This window comes from Pontibacter pudoricolor (assembly GCF_010092985.1).
Taxonomy (GTDB): domain Bacteria; phylum Bacteroidota; class Bacteroidia; order Cytophagales; family Hymenobacteraceae; genus Pontibacter; species Pontibacter pudoricolor.
Genome location: NZ_CP048106.1, coordinates 967,080 through 989,911 on the forward strand (window position 1 = coordinate 967,080; position 22,832 = coordinate 989,911).

Genomic DNA, 22,832 nt, shown 5'->3' on the forward strand with positions numbered 1-22,832 from the left:
CGTAATGTAAATATCAGCCAGAGCACGTGTTGATTCCCTGTGTTCTATTATATAGCTCCTTACGTTTATGCAAACACTTAAAAAACTGCTGGTAACCATGGATTTCACCCGTATGGATGAGATAGAGGTTAACTACACTGCATTCCTGTGCAGCATATTACCCATCGAAAAGATATACTTTGTATATGTGCGCCGGAAACAGAATATTTCACAGGAAGTGTTGCAAAGCCTGAAACTTACAGAAGAACCTGCCCCGCATCCGGAGGCTTTACAGGAAATGCAAAACCTTGTGCAGCATTACTTTGGAGATAATAAAAAGGTGCAGACAGAAGTACTGGTAAAAGACGGCGATCCGCTTAAGGAGCTATTAAAAATATCGAAGCTTTATGATGTTGACCTGATAGTAACAGGCCGCAAACTTCGCCTTCGCGGAAGTGGTATACTGTCGCATAACCTGGTACACACAGGTGGAATAAGTGTTTTACTGATTCCGGAAACCGCTGAGACCGTATTACAGCATGTTGTGGTAAGCATCGATTTCTCGGAATACTCTAAAATGACACTGACATATGTACAGCAACTTGCCAGTTTAAGACCTAACCTCCAGGTTACTTGCCTGCACGTGTATGAAGTGCCAACCGGTTATATTACGTTGGGTATAAGTTACGATGAGTTTGAAGCCCGTACCAGACACTTTGCTGAAGAAAAATTTTACAAATTAATGGCAGAATTTCCGGAATTGCAGGCCATAACTAGCCTGAGCCTGGTAAGAAAGGATTTGCAGGATGATACCGGCGAAGTAGTGGTACTGGAAGCAAACCGCGCCCGCGCCGACCTGCTGGTAGTAGGCGCACGGGGCATTTACGGTGCCACACTGTTGTTAATGGGTAGTGTTACCGAAAAAGTGATCCGGGCAAATGATGATATCCCGCTCCTGATCATTAAAAAGAAAAATGAGCACCTGAGCTTTCTGGATGCACTTATCGGCTGATAGATTTTTAGACTTATATAGTGCGAATAGATGTAATGCTTAAGGTAATATACCCAAGCCCTGCCACTCAGCAACAGGCAGTTTCAGGTCTTTGATATACCCATGTTCAATATCTAGCACCCAGCCATGTACGGTAGGGTATTTTAATGTTTTGTAAGCCCGGTGCATAACAGAGGTAGTGCATATGTTTTTTACCTGCGCTATAACATTCAGCTCGGAAAGCTTTTGTAACCTGTCTTTTTCAGTTGGCAGGCTATCTATTTCCTGTCGGTTCTGCATGTAAATATCGCGGATAGGGCTGACCCAGTTCTCAACCACACCGGTTGCAGTTCCTTTGTAGGCAGCTTCAACACCACCGCAGCAATAATGCCCGCAGACAACTATATGCTGCACATCCAGCGCTTCTACGGCATACTCCAGCACTGCCAGTAAGTTCATGTCCGTCAGCGATACCTGGTTGGCAACATTACGATGTATAAAAAGCTCTCCGGGTTCTGTGCGGGTAAAACTTGAAATAGGCATCCGGCTGTCAGAGCATCCGATATAAAGGAAAGGAGGTTTCTGGCCCTGCGCCAGTTGTTTAAAGTACTCGGGGGTATTTTCGAGCTTTTCAGCTACCCATTTTCTGTTATTATTTATCAGATCTTCGTACTCGTTGTAGTGCATGTACTTTGCAGTTTATATAATTTACAGTTGAGTTATACGCAACTATCCGGCAAATATAAACAAGAAAATTTTAGCTGAAACAGGTTTGTGTTAACTTATACCACCTCTTTGTTTATGTACCTTGAGTTTAAAATGCTCAATGCACCCATATAACGCAGGCTGAATTGCAGCACATCGCCTACTTTATAGTTCTTATCATTTGTGCCAAGCTCTATCACCAGCATATCCGAACTTGCCCCAACTACGCTCAGGTTATCTTTCGGAATCAGGAATTTAGGATTCACATCCAGTAAACCGACATCCAATATGGCACGGTGAGATGTTTTACCATAAAGTCTCTCATCAATTTCATAGTTGTCTCCGCTTGGGTTCTCTGCCAGTATTCCGTCTGGGATCATGGGTTTTTCTGTCAGCTCAATTATCTCCGCGCTCAGCTCTAATACGTCATCATGCATGCCTTCAAAGGTTTCGCCGGTAAACAGGTTAAGTCCGAAAAAAAGTGCCTCGCCAATTCTGAAATGATTGATGCCTTTAGGTAACTGATGGGTGAAGAGCAGCGGTATAGTTACAGAGGTGCCACCTGAAACCCACGGAATTTTCTTGTCGAATTTTGTCTCAATGATCTGCTTATAAAGGCTCAGCTGAATAAGTTTATCGCGGGTTGGCATTACGCCATGCAGGCAGTTAAAATTAGCTCCTAACCCGATCACTGCAATCCCAGGCAACTCAAATACCTTCTCATAAAAATCAACCAGTTCTTCTCCCATTACGCCTTCGCGTAGATCCCCCATTTCAATCATGATAATGATCTTGTGCAGCTTCTTCTGCCGAACAGCTTCTGCTGACAGCAGTTTTATAATTTCGAACTCTGTCTGGAAACTAACGTCTGCAAATTCTATTATTTCGGGGATGCTCTTTTTGGGTGCCGGCTTAATATAAACAGTCTGTACATCAGGGGCTACTTTCTTAATTGCTTTCAGGTTCGTTACCCGCGAGTCATGTATTTCTTTAACACCTAACGCAAGTAGTTCTTTTAGAAATTTCTCTTCGCCGCATAGCAGTTTGCTTACAATACCCCAGTCTATATTGTGTTCTTTAAATACCTTATCAAGGTGGCGGTAATTATGTTGTAATCTGTCACGGTACAGCTTTAAAACTGCCATAGTTTATCGTTGTAGTCTATATTCTAAATACTTGTTTGTAAAGCCCATTTTCTCGTACAGATGGCGGGCCGGGTTTTGTGGTTCAACATGCAGGGCTATACTGCCCGATACAGTTTCGGTTGCCAGTTGCACCAGCTTTTTGCCAACACCTTTTCCGCGCTGGTTGCCATGTACTGCTACATAAACTAAGATGTTCTCGGGGATATAACCGCTCATGCCGGTATTGTTCAGGATAAGGGCACCTACTACTTCTCCATTTTCGCGGGCTTCCAGCACGGCGCCGCCTTTCCCTTCGGCTGTAGATAGCGCATAGTTCATGCACTTGGCAATGTCTTCCCGCTTATCGCCATACTCATCTAAATGCTTGAAAAGGAAATCCAGTATCTCGTCCTGGTTTATACCTGTGTTGTTTTCAGGGGTATAGACGTTGTAGTGGAGACTGTTGTTCTCTGCCATTTTACTTTATAGTTTTTGTTAGGATAAGAGCTAATATTCGAGTTATGTATAATGCAGGACTTGGGTAGCCCTATGAAGGTTGGACTTTAGCCATTAGAAAGTTTAACGTCATATTCAGCCACGGTAGCTAACCGATTCAAAAGCTTGTTATATTTTGCTTATTGTCGCTGAAGATGGGTGAGCTGATAAAACACATATCTTAATAAAATATAATTTAAAAGCTGGTTGTTGATTCCTGATTTAATTGAAGATAATCAAAAAAGGCCTTAAAGCATAGCTTTTCAACATAATGTAGGCTTTGGTGGTGTTAAAGGTTAATTTCGTTTGATTGGTTTCGTGCAAAATGTACTAGTTAAAGTGACCAGTATATTTTTGTACGGAAGGCGGCTTTTAAATTGATTTATTAGGGGAATCCTATTAACCGCATTCAAATTATACACACGTTTTCAGGCTAAGGAACTCACCTGAATGCATCATATTTAAATGCTGTTACTGTTCGCCTCAGCATCTGATAAAGCACCTGCAAGCCTGTGCTAAAGTTTAGTTATAAAGCCATTGTGAAACAATACGTTGACGTAACTTTACCAGCAAAAGTCATTTAATTGTTGCCGATTAGTATAAATCTATCCCGAATTCAGTATATTTATTGCCTGACTATAGTTCTGTTACGTATCTTAAAGAGACTTAGTCTTTTACATGTAAATTCCCCGCTATGGCAAAAGCATTCTACCCGGTGTTGCTTTGTCTTTTAAGCTGCTTTCTGTTACAGCCGGAAGCTAAGGGGCAGACTATTTCTCAGGATACCGCATACTTTACTGGGACTGCTAAAAAGATCAAGATCCCGTTTAAACTGGTACATAACCTGATCGTTATACCGGTAAAAATTAACGACTCCAAACAGCTCAATTTTATCCTGGACTCCGGCGTTAACAGCACTTTAATTACCCAGCTAAACTTTACCGATAGCTTAAGCCTTAATAATTCCCGCAAAATAACTGTACAGGGCCTGGGGCAGGGCTTTGAACTGGAGGCTCTCATCTCGAACGGGAATAATATGTTCCTGCGTGGTATTGAAGGCGTAAACCATGAAGTGTATGTGTTGCTGGAAGATATCTTCAACCTTTCTACCCGGATGGGAATGCCTGTACATGGCATCATAGGGTATGATATTTTTAAAAATTTTATAGTTAAGATCAACTATAATACCCAGGTAATTACACTTTACAGGCCAGACACGAAGATCAGGATCAGTAAGAAAGCAGAAGTGCAGGAGTTATCAATAGAAGATTGCAAAGCCTATATTTATGCCAAGGTGCGACAATATAACGGTGATTCTTTAAATGTAAAACTGGTGGTAGATACCGGTGCCAGTCATTCGCTTTCGCTGTACCTGCCTACTAACGAGAAACTGAAATTGCCACCTAAAGTAATGGAAGCATACCTGGGCCGTGGCTTAAGCGGAGACATACACGGAAAGATCGGGAGGATTAACAGCATGTCGCTTGGCCGGCATCAGTTCGAGAACCTGCCCGCTACATACCCTGACGAGCAGGCAATTAAGGTAGCGCTAAACATTGCAAACCGGAACGGAAACCTTGGTTCGGATATTCTGAAACGTTTTACGGTTATTTTTGATTATCCGCACAATCGTCTGGTACTAATACCCAACCGGAAATACAGGCAGCCCTTTACCTATAACATTGCCGGTTTTGAAGTCAGTACACCTATGCCCGGCTTTAATGTGTATGTTGTTTCTAATGTTTCGGAGAATTCGGCAGCAAAAGAAGCCGGTATTAAACCCGGGGACCAACTGATGACAATAAATGGCAAACACTGCTATGAACTGGATCTGAATAACATACTTAATTTATTGGAGGGCAGGCCCGGTCACCAGTTAAAGCTTACTTTTCAGCGCAATACTACCCCTTATTCAGTAACACTTACTTTACAGAACCGGATTTAGCCCTGAGGTGGGGTTTGCTGCAGGTCTTGTATAACCTGCAATAGCAATAAGATACCCGCCAATACGATAAGGAAAATCCCGGTATATAGTCTTGCTTTTGGCACAGGCTGCTGTTCCATTTCTCCAAACTCATTCACACGGTTAAAACGAAGACTTGTAAGCATAAGCCCGTTTCCGAAACTTAGCCAAATTGCCGCGGTCAGGGCTTGGCCCATTAAAAACAAGGTCACCAGCCCTATGGCAGAGAATAAGATGCCGATCATCACCGGCAGATTAAGGTTCTTCATCATGTAAAACAGAAAAGCTGCAAGTTAAAGCATATAGGGCAAATTGTACACTATAGCCTCTGTTAATGCCACCAACTATAACAAAAAATGCTGCTAACTATAACAAACTTATATAGTGTATAATTTTTAATTGAATTTTGGATTGATTCTTGCAAAACACATTTTTTAGTGAAAACATTTGCGTTGCAATTGGAGTATCTAAGCGCTTAAAGCTTTTTTATTTACTTATTTTAAAATGAAAAAAAAGGTCCTTTTATCTGGCGTTCAGCCATCGATAAAACACGCTTCCGATAAGCGTGCGACTTTTTCTGCCCGCATATGCAGAGCAGTTTTCAGGTGCGCCTTTTCTACATTCAGGTGCAGGCCCTAGGCCGACGTTTTCTCGGGTCGCCTATGCGGTAACCCTGCCTCTCAATCACTAATTTATTTCACAGATTAATTTGCGTAAGCTCAGCTTTTTCGAAAGGCAGCTCAAGGCATTTGTATTATCTCGGTTATAGCACAACAGGCTGTTGGTGCAGCCATTAGCATTCTACATAATATTTTGATGACCAATTTACCGGACTTTATAGTTACTATGGCTGATGAAAGCCATGTGGAATATGCGCAGACTGTCTGCAAAGAAATGGAATCCTCGGCTAAAGCACGCGGTACCGGTATCGCGAAGCGCAACCCCGAATACGTGGCCCTGAAAATGAAGGAAGGAAAAGCAGTGATTGCACTGCACCCGGATGGCAAATGGGCAGGCTTCTGCTACATCGAGACATGGGGGCATGGCAAATACGTGGCTAACTCCGGCCTTATAGTTTCACCCGAGCTTCGTAAAAGCGGACTTGCCCGTCAGATCAAGCAAAAGGTATTCGAACTATCGCGCACCAAGTACCCGGATGCCAAAATCTTTGGTCTAACTACAGCCCTGGCGGTAATGAAGATCAATTCAGGCCTTGGTTACAAGCCAGTTACATACTCCGAACTGACAGATGATGAAGCTTTCTGGAAAGGGTGCCAAAGCTGTGTGAATTTCGAGATACTGCAAAGCAAGAACCGCAGCAATTGTTTATGTACCGCCATGTTATTCGACCCGGCACAGGAGTCTACATTTATGGCTTTGCCTGTAGTTGAACAAAAACCAGCCAAAACAGCAAGTAGCCTGCAGGAACGTTGGGTACGTTACCGTCAGCGTTTGGCGTTGCAGCCCATTACATTACCTGAGCAAGAAGAAGATAAGAATAAAAAGGCCTCTTAGGCTACCAAAATATAAATTATAGTTATGAAGAAAGTTTTGTTAGCCTTCAGCGGCGGTCTGGATACATCATATTGCGCTATTTACCTGTCGCAGGAACTGGGACTGGAAGTATATGCAGCTTTGGTAGATACCGGTGGTTTTTCAGCGGAAGAGATCCGGGAAATTGAGCGCCGTGCCTATAGTTTGGGTGTAAAGCAATTTACGCACCTGGATGAGAAGGAAAGCTACTACAAGAGTTGCATTAAATACATGATCTTCGGCAATGTACTGAAGAACAACACGTATCCTTTATCGGTGAGTGCGGAGCGCGTAACCCAGGCACTAAGCATTGCAAACTTTGCCAGGAGCATCGGAGCGGATTACGTAGCGCATGGAAGCACGGGTGCCGGCAACGACCAGGTGCGCTTTGATATGGTTTTCCAGGCGATCATTCCCGATGTAGAGATCATCACCCCGATACGTGATATGAAACTGTCGCGCGAGGAAGAGATTGAATACCTGCGCAAACATGGCGTGGAAATGGACTTTACAAAAGCGCAGTACTCCATCAATAAAGGCATCTGGGGTACATCGGTTGGCGGAAAAGAAACGCTTACATCACACCTGCCATTACCGGAATCCGCTTACCCTACTCAGCTTAGCAAACACGAGCCGGAGCGCGTAACTATAGTTTTCAAAAATGGCGAGCCTGTTGGTTTGAATGATGAAGTCTTTGAAAGCCCGGTAGAGGTAATCCAGCGCTTGCAGGAGTTGGCTGGTCCGTTTGCCATTGGCCGCGACATACACGTGGGCGATACCATTATCGGCATTAAAGGTCGTGTTGGTTTTGAAGCTGCGGCGCCTATGGTGATCATAAAAGCACACCATACGCTGGAGAAGCACACGCTAACCAAATGGCAACTATACTGGAAAGACCAGCTGGCAACCTGGTACGGTAACTGGCTGCACGAAGGACAGTTGCTGGATCCAACGATGCGCGACATTGAAGCCTTTCTGGAGAGCGCGCAGCAAACCGTAACCGGTAAGGTACATGTACTGCTGGCGCCATACCGTTTCCAGGTAGAAGGAATTGAAAGCGAGCACGACCTGATGAGCGATAAGTTTGGCAGCTACGGCGAAATGAACCGTGCCTGGTCTGCTGATGATGTGAAAGGCTTTACCAAAATTTTCGGTAACCAGACCAAATTATACCACAACGTGAATAACACTATAGCAGCATGGGCAACGGAAAAGTAAAGGCAGGCATTATAGGCGGAGCCGGCTATACCGGTGGCGAACTGCTGCGCCTGTTACTCAACCACCCGGATGTTGAACTGGTATTTGCGCATAGCAAAAGCCAGGCTGGCAAACCTATTGGTGCTGTGCATACCGACCTGCTGGGTGAAACAGAACTATATTTCAGCGACTCATTTAAGAATGAAGTGGATGTGCTGTTTCTGTGTGTTGGTCATGGCGAAGCAAAGAAGTTTTTGGCGGAAAATGATATCCCGGCAACTATAAAGATCATTGACCTGAGCCAGGATTTCCGCTGGAACGGGGAAGCTGGTAAAGCGCAAACTATAGATGCTACTGGCAGAGCCTTTACTTATGGATTGCCGGAACTGAAGCGCGAAACTATACAGCAGGCGCAGCACATTGCCAACCCGGGTTGCTTTGCTACAGCCATTCAACTGGCCTTATTGCCATTGGCTGCTAAAGGTTTGATTACGGGCGAAGTGCATGTGAGCGGTATTACAGGAAGCACCGGAGCAGGACAAAGTCTCAGCCCGACATCACACTATAGCTGGCGCAGCGGCAACATCTCCAACTATAAAGTCCTGAATCACCAGCACCTGAACGAGATCCGCCGCACACTGAATGAATTGCAGCCAACGCAGAAATTACCAGCCATCCATTTTGTGCCGTATCGCGGGCCTTTTACGCGTGGTATACTCTGTACCAGTTACCTGCAGTGCAGCCTATCTATAGATGAAGCGCAGAAACTATACAGCAGTTATTACAATACACATCCGTTTGTTTGGCTAAGCCCCTTAACGCCGGACCTGAAGCAAGTCGTGAATACAAACAAGTGTATTCTTTACCTCGAAAAACAAGGCGAGATGCTTGTGATAACCAGCATGATCGATAACCTGCTGAAAGGGGCTTCGGGCCAGGCAGTACAAAACATGAACCTGCTTTTCGGACTGGAAGAAACCGCCGGATTAAAGCTGAAACCAACAGGGTTTTAAACTATAGCGAGGTTTTAAACTATAGAATGTCATCTCGACGATAGGAGAGATCTATCTCAAATTCAAAATAGATTTCTCACTATAATCGAAACAACAATTTAACAATACAACAACCAACAATTAACCATATGTACGTCGAGTATTTCCTTTACTGTCTTACTTCTTACATCTAATTCCCAACGCAGAAATTATGAATCTCTTCGATGTTTATCCTGTCTTTGATATCAATCCCGTACGCGGCCAGGGCTGCTACATCTGGGACGACAAAGGTACCCGCTACCTGGACCTGTATGGCGGCCACGCCGTAATTTCCATTGGGCACAGCCACCCGCACTACGTAAAGCGCATCGCCCGCCAACTATACGATATCGGTTTTTACTCTAACTCGGTACAAATGCCGATGCAGGAAGAACTGGCGCAAAAACTGGGAGAACTGAGCGGCTACACTGACTATAGTTTATTCTTGTGTAACTCCGGAGCCGAAGCTAACGAGAATGCCATCAAAGTTGCCTCCTTCCAGACGGGCCGTAAAAAGATCATCGCTTTTAAAGGCGCTTTCCATGGCCGTACTTCAGCTGCTGTTGCTGCAACCGATAACCCATCTATCATAGCACCGGTAAACGAGACAGAGAATGTTGTATTTCTGCCGCTAAACGATTTAAATGCGTTTGCAAAGGCTTTGTTGAAGTATGGCGATGAGCTGGCAGCTGTAATTGTGGAAGGCATACAAGGTGTTGGTGGCGTGCACATGCCGGAGCCAACTTTCCTGAAGGCCGTGGAAGCTGGCTGCAAAAAAGCCGGGGCTCTACTCATTCTGGATGAAGTTCAGTCGGGTTATGGACGTTCGGGTAAATTCTTTGCACACCAGCACACCGATGTAAAGCCGGATTTGATAACTATAGCAAAAGGGATGGGCAATGGTTTCCCGATCGGTGGCGTACTGATCAGCCCGAAAATTGAAGCGAAGCACGGCATGCTGGGTACTACGTTTGGTGGGAATTACCTGGCCTGTGCAGCCGGTATCGCTGTCCTTGAAGTGATGCAGCAGGAGCAATTACTCGGCAACGCTACCCGTATGGGCAAGCGCCTGATGGAAGGACTGCAGGCGCTACCGGGTGTGCGCGAAGTGCGTGGCCAAGGGTTGATGATAGGAGTAGAGCTGGAAGAGCCCTGTGCGCCGCTGCGCAAAGAGCTGCTGGAGAAACACCGCATTTTCACCGGTTCTTCATCCGACAAAAACACCCTGCGTTTGTTGCCGCCATTAACTATAAGCGCACGCGAAGTAGAGGCTTTTGTGTCGGCTTTTGAAGCTATTGTTTATAACCTACAGGAAAACTAAATGAAAAAATATACTTCTGTGCACGATGTAGCTGATGTGAATGAGCTGGTGAATGAGGCGCTGCACCTGAAAGAGAATCCATATAACTATAAGTCGCTGGGCGAGAACAAAACACTTGGCCTTGTATTTCTGAACCCAAGTTTACGTACCCGCCTCAGCACCCAGAAAGCCGGGCAGAACCTGGGCATGAACGTGATGGTGATGAACCTGGACAAAGAAGGCTGGGCACTGGAAACGCAGGATGGCGCCATTATGAACGGCACTACCGTAGAGCATATAAAGGAAGCTGCCGCTGTAATGGGGCAGTACTGCGATATCATCGGAATCCGTTCGTTTCCGAAACTACATGACCGTGAAGAAGACTATAGCGAAGACCTGCTGAACAAATTTATTTCTTATGCCAACGTTCCGGTTGTTAGCCTGGAATCGGCTACACGCCACCCGCTGCAAAGCCTGGCCGACCTGGTAACTATAACCGAGCAAAAACCTGCTGGTAAAAAACCGAAAGTGGTACTGACCTGGGCACCGCACGTAAAAGCTATTCCGCAATGTGTGGCTAACTCTTTTGCCGAATGGATGCAACAGGCCGATGTGGAACTGGTAATCACGAACCCGGAGGGCTACGACCTGGCAGACGAATTTACCAAAGGAGCTACAGTTTTACATAACCAGGACGAAGCTTTGAAGGATGCGGACTTTGTGTATGTAAAAAACTGGTCGAGTTACGAGCAGTATGGCAAGGTGCTGACTGATGGAGAAGGCTGGATGATGACCAATGAGAAGCTGGCCCTGACCAGTAATGCCAAAGTAATGCACTGCCTGCCGGTTCGCCGCAACGTAGAGCTGAGCGATGAAATCCTGGACGGGACGAACTCGCTGGTACTAGAGCAGGCAAACAACCGCACCTATGCTGCGCAGGCTGTTCTTAAACGCATGCTGGAATCACTTTAATTTGACAAAAGACTATTTGACAAAGGACAAAAGACTTTTAAAGTTAACATTTGATCTTTTGTCCTTTGTCGGACTGTCAAGAAACTCAAAATAAACATGCTGACTATAGTTAAGATCGGTGGAAATGTAATTGATGATCCCGGTTTACTGCACCGTTTTTTGGTTGATTGGGCTGCAGTAACCGGCCCGAAGTTGTTGGTACATGGCGGCGGCAAAATAGCGTCGGCCATTGGCCAGCGGCTTGGCATCGAACCCAAACTGGTAGATGGTCGTCGTATTACAGATGCCGAAACACTGGAAGTGGTAACTATGGTGTACGGTGGTCTGGTGAACAAGAACATCGTGGCGCTACTACAGGCACTTGGCAATAATGCCATAGGTTTAACGGGCGCAGACGCCAACATCATTAAAGCAGAGAAACGTCCGGTTAAAACGATAGACTTTGGTTTTGTAGGCGATGTAAAAGGGCCAGAAAGCATAAACGTGCAGGCGCTGGATGCGATGTTGCAGGCAGGTTTCACACCTATAGTTGCTCCACTGACACACGACGGTAACGGCTCGCTGTTAAATACGAATGCAGATACAGTAGCATCCGTTTTGGCCGTGGCTATGGCTCAGAAATATCAAGTACAATTGCTTTATTGTTTCGAGAAAAAGGGTGTGTTGCTCGACGCCACAGATGATGCTACTGTAGTTAGCCTGCTGACACCAAAGAAGTATAGTTTAATGAAGGACAAAGGACAGGTTTACGCAGGCATGCTACCGAAGCTTGACAATGCGTTTGCTACTTTACAAAGTGGGGTAAGCATCGTTAAAATTGGCCAGTCGGAAGATGTGCTGGCTATGGCTGAGGGAAAACCGGCTGGCACAACTATAGCGCTGCAAGCATAACCATGACGACAGACCAACTATACACGGAAGCGCTGGAGCTCTTAAAGGAATTGATCAGCATTCCGTCGTTCAGCCGTGAAGAAGATAAGACAGCTGATGCCATCTATAGTTTCCTGGAACAACACGGTATAAACGCTGAGCGACAAGGGAATAACATATGGGCCTATAACCAGCACTTTAACCCGGAACTGCCAACTATACTGCTTAATTCCCATCACGATACGGTAAAACCAAACGCCGGCTATACTATAGATCCGTTTGCGCCAACTATAAAAGACGGCAAACTATACGGACTGGGCAGCAACGATGCGGGTGGTTGCCTGGTAGCTTTAACCGCAACGTTCCTGCACTTTTATCCGAAGCAGAACCTGAACTATAACTTTGTGCTTGCCGCCACCGCCGAAGAAGAAATATCCGGTACAAACGGGCTGGAGTCTGTACTTTCTCAACTTGGCGAAATTAATTTTGCTATAGTTGGCGAACCCACGCAGATGCACCTGGCTATAGCCGAAAAAGGACTGCTGGTACTGGATTGTGTTGCCCACGGAAAAGCCGGACACGCCGCCCGCGAAGAAGGTATAAATGCCATTTACGAAGCGCTGCCTGACATCGAGTGGTTCCGCAACTATAGATTCGGGAAAGTATCGGAAACGCTTGGCCCTATAAAGATGAGCGTAACGGTGGTGCAGGCCGGTTCGCAACATAATGTAGTACCGGATACCTGCAAATTTACTGTAGATGTGCGCGTAACTGACGCCTATAGTTTGGAAGAAGTGCTTGCTACTGTAAAGCAGCATGTGAAATCTACTGTTACGCCACGTTCTGTTCGGTTGCAGCCATCCGGTATTTCGCTTACGCACCCCATCGTTCAGGCGGGTATTAAGTTGGGCCGCAACACCTACGGATCACCTACCACGTCCGATCAGGCGTTACTACGTGTGCCATCCGTAAAACTCGGTCCCGGCGACTCAGCCCGCTCACACACTGCCGACGAATACATAGAACTACAGGAACTGAAAGAAGGCATTGCGCTCTACATCAAAATGCTGAGTTTAATTACTGATCAATAATGCTGAATGACTTATAAACTATAGCAATTCAATCAAATAAGCAAATCTATAGTTTACCAGGTCAACAAATTAACAATCCAACAATTTAACCATCAATCAGATGAAACTCTGGCAGAAAGACATACAGGTACAGGCAGAAATAGAACGCTTTACGGTAGGCAACGACCGCGAAATGGACCTGGAACTGGCACCGTTTGATATACTTGGTTCACTGGCACATACGCGTATGCTGGCGCAGGTTGGGCTGCTGGAGCAGAACGATCTGGCTGCGGTGCAACACGCACTGAAGCAACTATACAAAGAAGTAGCGCAGGGTAATTTTGAAATTGAAGATGGCATGGAAGATGTGCACTCGCAGGTGGAGTTGCTGCTGACCAAACGCATTGGCGAAGCCGGTAAAAAGATACACAGCGGCCGCTCCCGCAACGACCAGGTTTTAGTGGATCTCAAATTATACATGCGCCACCAATTGCGCCAGGTTGTAGAAGTTACTGAAACCTTATTCCATACGTTACAGCAGCTAAGCGAGCAACACAAAGACAAACTGCTGCCGGGCTACACGCACCTGCAGGTAGCCATGCCTTCGTCGTTTGGCTTATGGTTTGGTGCCTATGCCGAAAGCCTGATCGATGATCTGTTGGTGGTACAATCTGCCTACAAAATCAGCAATAAGAATCCGTTAGGCTCAGCTGCGGGATATGGCTCGTCGTTCCCGCTGAATCGCCAGTTGACTACTGACTTGCTTGGTTTTGAGAGCCTGAACTATAATGTGGTGTATGCGCAAATGGGCCGTGGCAAAACTGAAAGGGTAGTAGCGACTGCGCTGGCAACTATAGCTGCAACGATTGGCCGTATGGCTATGGACCTTTGCCTGTACATGAGCCAGAACTTTGCCTTTGTAAGCTTACCGGATGAGTTGACAACCGGCTCCAGCATTATGCCTCACAAAAAGAATCCGGATGTGTTTGAGCTCATCCGTGGAAAATGCAACAAACTGCAAGGCCTGCCAAACGAGATAGCGCTGCAAACAGCCAACCTTCCATCCGGGTATCACCGCGATATGCAGTTATTGAAAGAGAGCCTTTTCCCTGCATTTAATACTTTACTGGATTGTCTGCAGATGGCTAACTATATGCTGCCAAAGCTTATCGTGAAAGACAACATCATGCAGGACGAAAAATACAAGTATGCCTTTAGCGTGGAAGTAGTGAACAACGAAGTGCTCCAGGGTATACCGTTCCGGGATGCGTATAAAAACATTGGTGCAACTATAGCAAGCGGCACGTTTGAAGCGCCAACCCAGGTAAACCATACCCACGAAGGAAGCATAGGTAACCTTTGCACCGAGCAAATTGCCACGCAGATGCAGCAGGTGTTAAAGGGCTTTGATTTTGAAAAAGCAGATGAAGCTATCCAATCTTTACTTCTCTGATAAGTTTATACCAGATACAGATAGTAGAAGAGACGCAAAGACGGCGTCTCTTTTGTTTAGAAGATAACTGAAAAACACCTCGAGTTTAGTGTCCTATTTAATCACATTTATTTACTAAAACTTATAGATACTACAGCGTATAAGGTTCACACTGTTACTTGTTAATTAGAGCCTGAAACCAAGTGATCCCAATAAAGATACATACGCAACCCGACGATTCTACCTGTGGGCCGACCAGTCTCCATGCCGTATACCGTTACTTTAAAGATCCTATCTCACTTGGCGAAGTAATAAAAACGGTGCCTTACCTGGATGAAGGTGGAACATTGGAAGTTTTGCTGGCATGCCATGCTTTGCAACGCGGCTATAATGCTACCATCTTTACCTATAACCTGAATGTATTTGACCCGACATGGTTCGATCTTACTAACGAGGAGATCATAGCTAAACTGGAGCAGCAGCTGGAAATAAAAACGGGTAAAAAGCTCAGAAGAGCATCCAATGCTTACATAGAATTTCTGAAACTGGGTGGCAAACTGCGTTGCGAAGACCTGACAGTTACCTTGTTGCGCTCTTTTTTTGATAACGGCGTACCAATTCTGACAGGGCTCAGCGCCACGTATTTGTACCGCAGTGCGCGCGAGTTTGCTGATGAAGCCGGTAACTCTGTGTATGATGATGTACAGGGTTACCCAATGGGCCACTTTGTAGTGCTTTGTGGTTTTACCGATGACCTGCAACATGTGGTCGTGGCTGATCCTTACCCTGAAAATCCATACTTTAAGAATAACTATTACGAGGTGGGGCTTTCGCATCTGCTCAGTTCTATTTTGCTGGGCATGTCTACTTTCGATGCCAACCTGCTGGCCATAGAGCCTAAAATTCCCTTAACCGAATAACCCTAAACATGCGAAAAATAGTAGTTGTCGATTACCCAAAAGACTGGGAAACGAAGATAGAAGATGTAGAAGTTGTGGATGCCCAGACGTACCTGACAGATGCTACTTATACAGATATAAAAAATGCCAGGATCTTTAACCTTTGCCGATCCTATAAATACCAGAGTGCCGGTTATTATGTGTCGTTACTGGCCGAAGCACGCGGGCACAAACCAATACCCAGCGTTACCACCATGCAGGACCTGAAAACCCCAACTATAGCGCGGGCCATTACCATGGAAATAAATGACCTGGTACAGAAAAGCCTGGGCAGGTTAAAGTCAAAAACATTTACGCTGAGTATCTACTTCGGGCAGAACGTAGCAGAGAAATATGAAAAGCTCTGCAAGCAGCTTCATGATCTTTTTCAAGCGCCGTTGTTACGAGCTCAGTTTGTGTTTAAGGATGAGTGGGTGCTGCAAAGCATCTCACCAATTCCGGTGACAGATGTGCCGGATAACCATAAACGGTACATGACAAAGTTTGCGAAAGCCTACTTTGCCCGGCACCGTTTTGCCGGTGCGCGCATTGCCCGTAAAGTCTACGATTTAGCAATTCTGGTAGACCCGGAAGAAAAAGCACCGCCATCAAACGAACGCGCCATCCAGAATTTCGTAGAGGCAGCAGAACAGCAGGGTTTTTATACCGAACTCATTACCAAAGATGATTACCGCAGGCTTGCCGAGTTTGATGCCTTGTTTATCCGGGAAACCACGTCGGTAAATCACCATACCTACAAGTTTTCGCGTAAGGCATTTGCTGATGGGTTAGTGGTGATAGATGATCCGTCATCGATACTCAGGTGTACGAATAAGGTATACCTGGCAGAATTGCTCACGAAAGCGAAAGTACCTGTGCCCAAAACAATGATCATTCATAAGGATAACCGGGAGCAGGTAGAAGCAGAGTTGGGATTACCGTGCGTACTCAAAAAGCCGGACAGCTCGTTTTCGCAGGGGGTGGTAAAGGCTACGGATACTGAAAGCCTGAAACAGAAACTGGACGAGATGCTTGCCGATTCAGAGCTGATCATCGGGCAGGAATTTACGCCTACTGATTTTGACTGGCGCATTGGTGTGCTGGATAAACAGCCCTTGTACGCCTGCAAATATTTTATGGCCAAAGACCACTGGCAGATCTATAACTGGAATGGTAAGAAGAAACAGGACGAAGAAGGAGATGATGAGGTAGTACCGTTTGAGGAAGTACCGTTTCATGTGTTGCATACTGCGCTGAAAGCTGCCAACCTGATCGGCGATGGCCTGTATGGCGTGGACATTAAAGAAATAGACGGAAAAGCGTACGTAATAGAAGTAAACGATAACCCAAGCATTGATTCGGGTTGTGAAGATAAGATCCTAAAAAAAGAACTATATGCTGCTATCATCAAATCCATTAAGCGACGTATCGACAACCATAAAAACATCAGAACCGATGGCTAGCCCACAACCTAAACGCACCCTGCACTTGTTCGAAGGCTTCGGCGTGGAGCTGGAATACATGATCGTAAGCAAAAAGGACTTACGTGTGCTGCCCATCACGGATAAGCTCATTTATGATGAAGTGGGTGCCTATATTTCTGATGTAGAGTTTGGTGATATTGCCTGGTCTAACGAACTGGTACTGCATGTGGTAGAACTGAAAACGCAGGGGCCTGTAAAGTCGCTGGAAGGATTGCACTGCAAATTCCAGGAGCATGTGCAGAAGATTAACCAGATGCTGGAAAAGTATGATGCCATGCTGCTGCCAACAGGAGCACACCCAACCATGAACCCGGATACCGATACACAACTATGGCCGCATGAACATAATGCGGTATATGAAGCGTATAACCGCATTTTTAATTGTAAAGGTCATGGCTGGGCAAACCTGCAAAGCACGCATTTAAACCTGCCTTTTGCCAACGACGACGAATTTGCAAAACTGCACGCTGCCATTCGTTTTGTGTTGCCAATACTACCTGCATTAAGCGCATCTTCTCCTATTATGGATGGGAAAGTAACCGGTATGTTTGATTCCCGTCTGGAAGTTTACCGCCATAACCAGGGCAAAATCCCTAGTATAACCGGTAAGGTTGTTCCGGAACCGGTGTTCAGTAAAAAGGATTACGAAGAGCAGATACTGAATAAAATGTATGCCGATGTGGCGCCTCATGACCCGGAAGGAGTATTGCAGGAGGAATTCCTGAATTCGCGCGGTGCGATAGCTCGTTTCGAGCGTAATACGATAGAGATCCGCCTATTGGATATTCAGGAAAGCCCGGTAGCTGACATGGCTATAGTTCAGGCAACGGTGTCGGTGATACAGGCATTGATCGGGGAGCGCTGGGTAAAGTTGCAGGAGTTAATGGCATTTGATGAAAACAGGCTTTCCAGGATACTGGTGCAGGTTATCTCTAACGGCCAGGAAACGATACTTACAGATCAGGAATTTTTGAGCTGCTTCGGATTTGAGTGTAAGGGGAACTGTACGGCAGGCGAACTATGGCGCCACCTCGCTAATGAATGTATCAATTTGGAGGAACAACCGGAAGTACAGCACGCCCTTAATGTTATCTTATCGAGAGGCAACCTGGCTAAGCGTATTTTGGATGCGACTAAGTTAAACCCTGATACTAAAACTATCGAAAAAGTATACACCCAACTGGCGCAATGCCTGCAAAAGGGAGGTTTGTTTTTACCTGAAAAACCATGCTAAAACTAGTGCTTACCTGCGAACACGGCGGCAACCAGGTACCAGCAGTCTATACTTCATTTTTTGAAGGCAAAGAATCACAACTGTCTTCGCACGAAGGCTATGACATTGGTGCACTGGAGCTGTTCCGTGAACTGGAGCCCCTGGCTGATAAAACCTTTTATTCTCAAACCACTCGTTTGCTGGTTGAATTAAACCGGTCGTTGCACCATGCCAAATTGTTTTCGGATGTCACCAGGCAGTTGCACGATAATAATAAATCGGCCATCCTAAAAGAGTATTATTTCCCGTACCGGGAGCAGGTAGAGCATTTTATTCATGATTTTATAATGGCCGGAAGGCAGGTGCTGCACATAGCAGTGCATAGTTTTACGCCCGAGCTGAATGGTGAGACAAGAGAAACAGATATCGGTTTGCTTTATGACCCGAAGCGCAACCTGGAACAAACGATCTGCCGCCGTTGGAAACAGGAATTTCAGAACGCAGATAAAGATTTGCTCGTGCGGTTTAACTATCCCTATCTCGGAATATCAGATGGATTCCCAACGTATCTGCGCCGCAAATTTACAGATGAACAATACATTGGCGTTGAACTGGAAGTAAATCAGAAATTCTATACTGGTAGCCCGGAAAAGTGGGAACATGTGAAGCAAACAATCTATAGTTCGCTGCAGAATACGCTCACCCATTTCCGGCCGGAACTGCATGAAGAAGAGGAGGAACTATAGTTTAAAATCACCTTATCAAAAGCAGACCGTATCTTGCAGCCATAGCCTTCACGCGGTCTATTTATAGTTACCACTTTTTATAACGATCATATTTAAGTGCGAGCCTGATGAATTGGTTTCGTAACTTTATGAACTATATTTAAATACTACAACAAATTTAAATCATATATAGTATGATGTAACAGTGAGCCCTTACAATGCAACTACACTTAAATTGTTATTAATTACCACATAATCCCTTTTTACTATGAAATTTAGAAATCTACTCCAATTAGTTTTTGTTTTGATTGCCGGTCAGTTACTCTTTGCATGTAACTCCGCAAAATACTACGAATTTGCCGCCCACAAGCAGGCTCCTTATTACGAAGCAAAACAGAAACAAGCACCAGCAGCTACAGCCGAAGAAACACAGAGCCTGACGCAAATAGCCATGACTGCTGCAGAAGAAAAAGCAACGACCACAAAGGCTGAAGCGCCGGCTTTAGAAGCATCTCTTGAAAGTAAAGCAGTTAAACTGCCTGCAAAACTGGCACCGGTAGCACCTGCAACGGTTGAAAATGCCACTGCTGAGAAAATAGTTACGGAAGCAGAAGCGTTGGACCTTGTAAAAGAGCGGGTTGCCACCATGACGAAAGCTGAGAAGAAAGAGCTCAAAAATGATCTGAGAGAAGCACTGAAACAGGGCGGATCGAGAACATCTATAGTTGAGATCATCCTGGCAGTTCTGCTGCCACCACTTGCAGTGTTCCTGCACGATGGCATCGGTACATCTTTCTGGATAAGCCTTATCCTGACGTTGTTGTTCTGGATACCGGGTGTGATCTATGCCTTACTGGTAGTTACTGATACGATCTAGCGTAAGACTTCTTAAGTCGGAAAACTATAGAAAAGCACCTGCAGAGGTGCTTTTCCTGTTTAAAGTGATTTTGTAAATTAACCCTAAACCAGTGGGAGTAAAGATCGTTTTATAGTTAGTATTTATAGTGTGAGCAACACAAGTAAAATACCTCATTACCATGGACTACAAGGACTATTATAAGATATTGGGTGTATCTAAAACAGCAACACAGGCTGAGATAAAAAAGGCTTACCGCACCCTTGCCAAAAAATATCACCCTGATAAAAACAAAGGCGATAAAGCAGCAGAGGATAAATTTAAAGATATAAGTGAAGCATACGAAGTTGTAGGCGACGAAGAAAAGCGTAAACAGTACGACCAGTTAGGCTCTAACTGGCGCCAGTACCAGAATGCCGGTGGAAGAGGGGGCCAGCATGAATATTATGGCGGTCAGCCGGGCGGTGGAGGTTTCCGTGGGTTTGAAGGCGACCCTGATATGTTTGGCGGTGGCTTTTCAGATTTCTTCCAGCAGTTTTTTGGCGGAGGAGGTGGTTTTGGTCAGCAGCAGGGCAGAGGCACCAGAGGACAGGCCGCTAAAGGGCAGGACTACGAAGCCGAAATGGAAATTACGTTGCAGGAAGCTTACCATGGAACATCGCGCTTACTTAACCTGCATAACCAGCAACTACGCATTACAACCAAACCAGGTGTTGCCGATGGTCAGGTACTTAAAATAAAGGGCAAAGGAGCTCCAGCAGCAGGGGGCAGAACGGCCGGGGACCTGTTCATTAAAATTTTCGTTAAGCCGGATCCGAAGTTTGAGCGCAGAGGCAGTGATTTATATACCACTTTACCTGTTGATTTATATACAGCCATACTGGGCGGTGATGCTCATGTGCAGACACTGACAGGACAGTTAAAACTAAAAATACCAGCCGGAACTCAAAACGATAAAACACTGCGTTTACGGGGAAAAGGCATGCCTGTATATGGCAAACCTGACCAGCACGGTGACCTTTACGTAAAAATTATAGTTGAGCTGCCAATACATATAAGTGATGAAGAAAGGAACCTGCTGGAAAAACTGCGGGACCTGCAAAAGGCAAAAGCAACAGCACGATAAAGTAACCTCTAATACCTGAGCAATGATGTTAGCAACCTTAGAACAATTACAGTACAATAGCCTGATAGATGGTTTCCTGGATAGCGTAGCAGAACGTAACCTGAAATTTTATGCCAGCGACCTGCTGGAAAAGCATGGTTGCCAGAGCCACGAAGAGCTGGGTCAGGCTGTAAAACGTGCCACAGAGGTTTGTAGTTGCCTGCAATTACCGCTTCAGGAGAATATTAAGGCTGTTTATAGGGCACAAAACGGACAAGTGGTGCAGGACTGGCGCTTATCGCCGATGGCTTATATGCTGCTCGTAATTAATGCTGACTCCCGGAACGAATTGGTAGCGCACCTGCAGGTAGAATTAATTAAACGCGCGCTTCACCAGGAGTAGTAGCTATAGTTGGCGGCAGTGCGGCCTTGTTTTCCATTAAAGCTTCTTCCCAGTTAAACATACAGCATAACCTGGCCATGTTTGGTGAAAAAGGGGCATTGAGGTAAACAGGCTCGCTGGTGAACGGGTGCGTAAAAGTAAGGACTGATGCGTGGAGATTCATGCATGAGCTGTTCAGTTCTTCCAAAAACATCTTGTTATGGCGCCAGTCGCCGTGCTTTTTATCACCCACTATATAATGCCTGATATGTGCAAAATGCTTGCGTATCTGGTGCATGCGGCCAGTCTCGGGTGTAACCTGTACCAAACTATAACGGGCAGTGCTGTACCGGCCCACTGGTATCGGTAACTCTATAGTTGCTATGCGTTTATAGTGTGTAACGGCGTCCTGCGCTTCCTTATGCTGATGGTCTTTATCCGGGCGGATGGGGTTATCTATAGTTGCGGCTTCGGGTGTATAGCCACGTACAATGGCATAATACATTTTCCCGGTTTCCCGGTTCTCAAACTGCTTTACAAGCGGGGCTGCGGCTTCAGAAGATTTGGCAAATAACAGAACACCGGAAGTCCCACGGTCCAGGCGGTGCACAGCGTATACTTTATGGCCCAGCTGGTCGCGAAGCATTTGCAGGGCAAACTCTTTTTTCTCTTCGGCTATACGGGTGCGGTGTACCAGTAATCCATGTGGTTTATTAATCGCCACATAGTGTTCGTCTTCAAAAATAATATCCAGCACAGTCTAAACTTCTTAAAGCAGCAAAGGTAATGATTATCTATAGTTTGGCATTAGCAACAATGGGTTTGTAACTATAGTTTATTAAGATCAGACCATAAATTTTAATAAAAAATGCGGGAGGCAAAAAGCTAAACAGTAACTTTACATTACCTACAAACTATATGGCTTTAGCATTTAACAACCTCCGTAAAGGAAATAAATACAGACTTTGCAATCACGGCGAAGTGTTTGAGTTTTGGGTGATAGATATTGATGAAGAAAACACATACCGCCTGAAAGACCTGCATACTTTAGACATTTACATGTTGCACGAGCTTATACAATTTGGCAAGGGCAAAGATTACGACCTGCAGGAACTATAGTTCAGGCCCGGTTTACTTTGCCTTTCAGGTCCCAATGGCTTTTAAGTATCTGCTGACTGCCTGGTTTACGTACAATTTTCCGCACATATCTTTCTCCCGTAATAGCCCCGTCCGGACGGCGCGTACCAATAAATAACGTTACCGGCTCGCCAAATTCGTTCGTTAAAAAGGTCAGATCTTTGCCAAGCATTTTATCATCTATTCGTGCATCCGGTGCATGTGTTTTCTGCAAAAAATATGCTATCTTTTTGTTGAGCGCCATGCTTTTTATACGCAGCTGCAAGGCTTTAGATCCTTTTAAACTATAAGTGGCTGGCTGATATTACACCAAAAAAGTACAAAATTTAC

The 22,832-nt window shown here is 45.4% G+C and carries 24 protein-coding genes; 18 read left to right on the plus strand and 6 right to left on the minus strand.

Features of this window, described 5'->3' with window-relative positions; genetic code table 11:
* Nucleotides 1-67 precede the first annotated feature (67 nt).
* Nucleotides 68-991, plus strand: coding sequence for a universal stress protein (locus GSQ66_RS04170; RefSeq protein WP_162426308.1), 924 nt, complete (start codon nt 68-70; stop codon nt 989-991).
* Between the two features lie 39 nt (nt 992-1,030).
* Here GSQ66_RS04170 and GSQ66_RS04175 read toward each other — a convergent pair whose 3' ends face one another.
* The 3 genes from GSQ66_RS04175 to GSQ66_RS04185 form a co-directional block, all read right to left on the minus strand.
* Nucleotides 1,031-1,657, minus strand: coding sequence for a carbonic anhydrase (locus GSQ66_RS04175; RefSeq protein ID WP_162426309.1), 627 nt, complete (start codon nt 1,655-1,657; stop codon nt 1,031-1,033).
* Between the two features lie 95 nt (nt 1,658-1,752).
* Nucleotides 1,753-2,820, minus strand: coding sequence for an alanine racemase (locus GSQ66_RS04180; RefSeq protein WP_162426310.1), 1,068 nt, complete (start codon nt 2,818-2,820; stop codon nt 1,753-1,755).
* Between the two features lie 3 nt (nt 2,821-2,823).
* The gene (locus GSQ66_RS04185; RefSeq protein WP_162426311.1) at nt 2,824-3,276 is read right to left on the minus strand and encodes a GNAT family N-acetyltransferase; all 453 of its coding nucleotides are present in this window, start codon (nt 3,274-3,276) and stop codon (nt 2,824-2,826) included.
* A 712-nt stretch (nt 3,277-3,988) separates the two neighbouring features.
* Between GSQ66_RS04185 and GSQ66_RS04190 the strand changes: the two genes are divergently transcribed.
* Nucleotides 3,989-5,239 (plus strand): aspartyl protease family protein, encoded by a 1,251-nt coding sequence (locus GSQ66_RS04190; RefSeq protein ID WP_162426312.1) that lies wholly within the window; start codon nt 3,989-3,991, stop codon nt 5,237-5,239.
* Here the strand turns inward: GSQ66_RS04190 and GSQ66_RS04195 are convergent.
* Complete coding sequence (locus GSQ66_RS04195) at nt 5,236-5,529, minus strand: hypothetical protein (RefSeq protein ID WP_238395803.1); 294 nt, start codon at nt 5,527-5,529, stop codon at nt 5,236-5,238. The two genes, GSQ66_RS04190 and GSQ66_RS04195, sit on opposite strands and share 4 nt — an antisense overlap.
* A 544-nt stretch (nt 5,530-6,073) precedes the next feature.
* On the opposite strand from GSQ66_RS04195, the gene GSQ66_RS04200 reads away from it, so the two are divergent.
* The 15 genes from GSQ66_RS04200 to GSQ66_RS04270 all read left to right on the plus strand — a co-directional run bounded on the left by GSQ66_RS04200 (nt 6,074) and on the right by GSQ66_RS04270 (nt 21,386).
* On the plus strand, nt 6,074-6,772 hold the full coding sequence (locus GSQ66_RS04200; protein WP_162426313.1) for a GNAT family N-acetyltransferase: 699 nt from the start codon (nt 6,074-6,076) through the stop codon (nt 6,770-6,772).
* Between the two features lie 24 nt (nt 6,773-6,796).
* On the plus strand, nt 6,797-8,008 hold the full coding sequence (gene argG, locus GSQ66_RS04205) for an argininosuccinate synthase (protein ID WP_202923402.1): 1,212 nt from the start codon (nt 6,797-6,799) through the stop codon (nt 8,006-8,008).
* A complete protein-coding gene (gene argC / locus GSQ66_RS04210) occupies nt 7,990-9,000 on the plus strand; it encodes an N-acetyl-gamma-glutamyl-phosphate reductase (RefSeq protein ID WP_162426314.1) in 1,011 nt (336 codons plus the stop codon). The genes argG and argC overlap by 19 nt, the downstream gene beginning before the upstream one ends.
* A gap of 190 nt (nt 9,001-9,190) precedes the next feature.
* Nucleotides 9,191-10,339 (plus strand): aspartate aminotransferase family protein, encoded by a 1,149-nt coding sequence (locus GSQ66_RS04215; protein ID WP_162426315.1) that lies wholly within the window; start codon nt 9,191-9,193, stop codon nt 10,337-10,339.
* Complete coding sequence (locus GSQ66_RS04220) at nt 10,340-11,290, plus strand: Rossmann-fold NAD(P)-binding domain-containing protein (RefSeq protein WP_162426316.1); 951 nt, start codon at nt 10,340-10,342, stop codon at nt 11,288-11,290.
* A gap of 96 nt (nt 11,291-11,386) precedes the next feature.
* Complete coding sequence (gene argB, locus GSQ66_RS04225; RefSeq protein ID WP_162426317.1) at nt 11,387-12,181, plus strand: acetylglutamate kinase; 795 nt, start codon at nt 11,387-11,389, stop codon at nt 12,179-12,181.
* Between the two features lie 2 nt (nt 12,182-12,183).
* Complete coding sequence (locus GSQ66_RS04230; protein ID WP_162426318.1) at nt 12,184-13,251, plus strand: M20 family metallo-hydrolase; 1,068 nt, start codon at nt 12,184-12,186, stop codon at nt 13,249-13,251.
* Between the two features lie 100 nt (nt 13,252-13,351).
* On the plus strand, nt 13,352-14,683 hold the full coding sequence (gene argH / locus GSQ66_RS04235; protein WP_162426319.1) for an argininosuccinate lyase: 1,332 nt from the start codon (nt 13,352-13,354) through the stop codon (nt 14,681-14,683).
* A gap of 182 nt (nt 14,684-14,865) precedes the next feature.
* Nucleotides 14,866-15,582 carry a cysteine peptidase family C39 domain-containing protein gene (locus GSQ66_RS04240; RefSeq protein WP_162426320.1) on the plus strand — a complete coding sequence of 239 codons (717 nt, stop codon included), beginning with the start codon at nt 14,866-14,868 and terminating at the stop codon, nt 15,580-15,582.
* An 8-nt stretch (nt 15,583-15,590) separates the two neighbouring features.
* Nucleotides 15,591-17,063, plus strand: coding sequence for a RimK family protein (locus GSQ66_RS04245; RefSeq protein ID WP_162426321.1), 1,473 nt, complete (start codon nt 15,591-15,593; stop codon nt 17,061-17,063).
* Entirely contained in the window at nt 17,056-18,318 is a 1,263-nt protein-coding gene (locus GSQ66_RS04250) for a carboxylate-amine ligase (RefSeq protein WP_162426322.1), read from the plus strand. Before GSQ66_RS04245 ends, GSQ66_RS04250 begins: the two co-directional genes overlap by 8 nt.
* Nucleotides 18,312-19,043, plus strand: coding sequence for an N-formylglutamate amidohydrolase (locus GSQ66_RS04255; protein WP_162426323.1), 732 nt, complete (start codon nt 18,312-18,314; stop codon nt 19,041-19,043). Before GSQ66_RS04250 ends, GSQ66_RS04255 begins: the two co-directional genes overlap by 7 nt.
* A 247-nt stretch (nt 19,044-19,290) precedes the next feature.
* The gene (locus GSQ66_RS18880) at nt 19,291-19,899 is read left to right on the plus strand and encodes a YqaE/Pmp3 family membrane protein (protein ID WP_238395804.1); all 609 of its coding nucleotides are present in this window, start codon (nt 19,291-19,293) and stop codon (nt 19,897-19,899) included.
* 160 nt (nt 19,900-20,059) lie between these two features.
* Nucleotides 20,060-21,004 (plus strand): DnaJ C-terminal domain-containing protein, encoded by a 945-nt coding sequence (locus tag GSQ66_RS04265; protein ID WP_162426324.1) that lies wholly within the window; start codon nt 20,060-20,062, stop codon nt 21,002-21,004.
* Between the two features lie 22 nt (nt 21,005-21,026).
* The gene (locus GSQ66_RS04270) at nt 21,027-21,386 is read left to right on the plus strand and encodes a hypothetical protein (protein ID WP_238395805.1); all 360 of its coding nucleotides are present in this window, start codon (nt 21,027-21,029) and stop codon (nt 21,384-21,386) included.
* On the opposite strand, the gene GSQ66_RS04275 is transcribed toward GSQ66_RS04270, so the two are convergent.
* On the minus strand, nt 21,361-22,122 hold the full coding sequence (locus GSQ66_RS04275) for a pseudouridine synthase (protein WP_162426325.1): 762 nt from the start codon (nt 22,120-22,122) through the stop codon (nt 21,361-21,363). The two genes, GSQ66_RS04270 and GSQ66_RS04275, sit on opposite strands and share 26 nt — an antisense overlap.
* 161 nt (nt 22,123-22,283) lie before the next feature.
* On the opposite strand from GSQ66_RS04275, the gene GSQ66_RS04280 reads away from it, so the two are divergent.
* Nucleotides 22,284-22,484: a hypothetical protein gene (locus GSQ66_RS04280; protein ID WP_162426326.1), complete on the plus strand. Its 201-nt coding sequence runs from the start codon at nt 22,284-22,286 to the stop codon at nt 22,482-22,484.
* A 1-nt stretch (nt 22,485) separates the two neighbouring features.
* On the opposite strand, the gene GSQ66_RS04285 is transcribed toward GSQ66_RS04280, so the two are convergent.
* The gene (locus tag GSQ66_RS04285; RefSeq protein ID WP_162426327.1) at nt 22,486-22,746 is read right to left on the minus strand and encodes a hypothetical protein; all 261 of its coding nucleotides are present in this window, start codon (nt 22,744-22,746) and stop codon (nt 22,486-22,488) included.
* Nucleotides 22,747-22,832 lie beyond the last annotated feature (86 nt).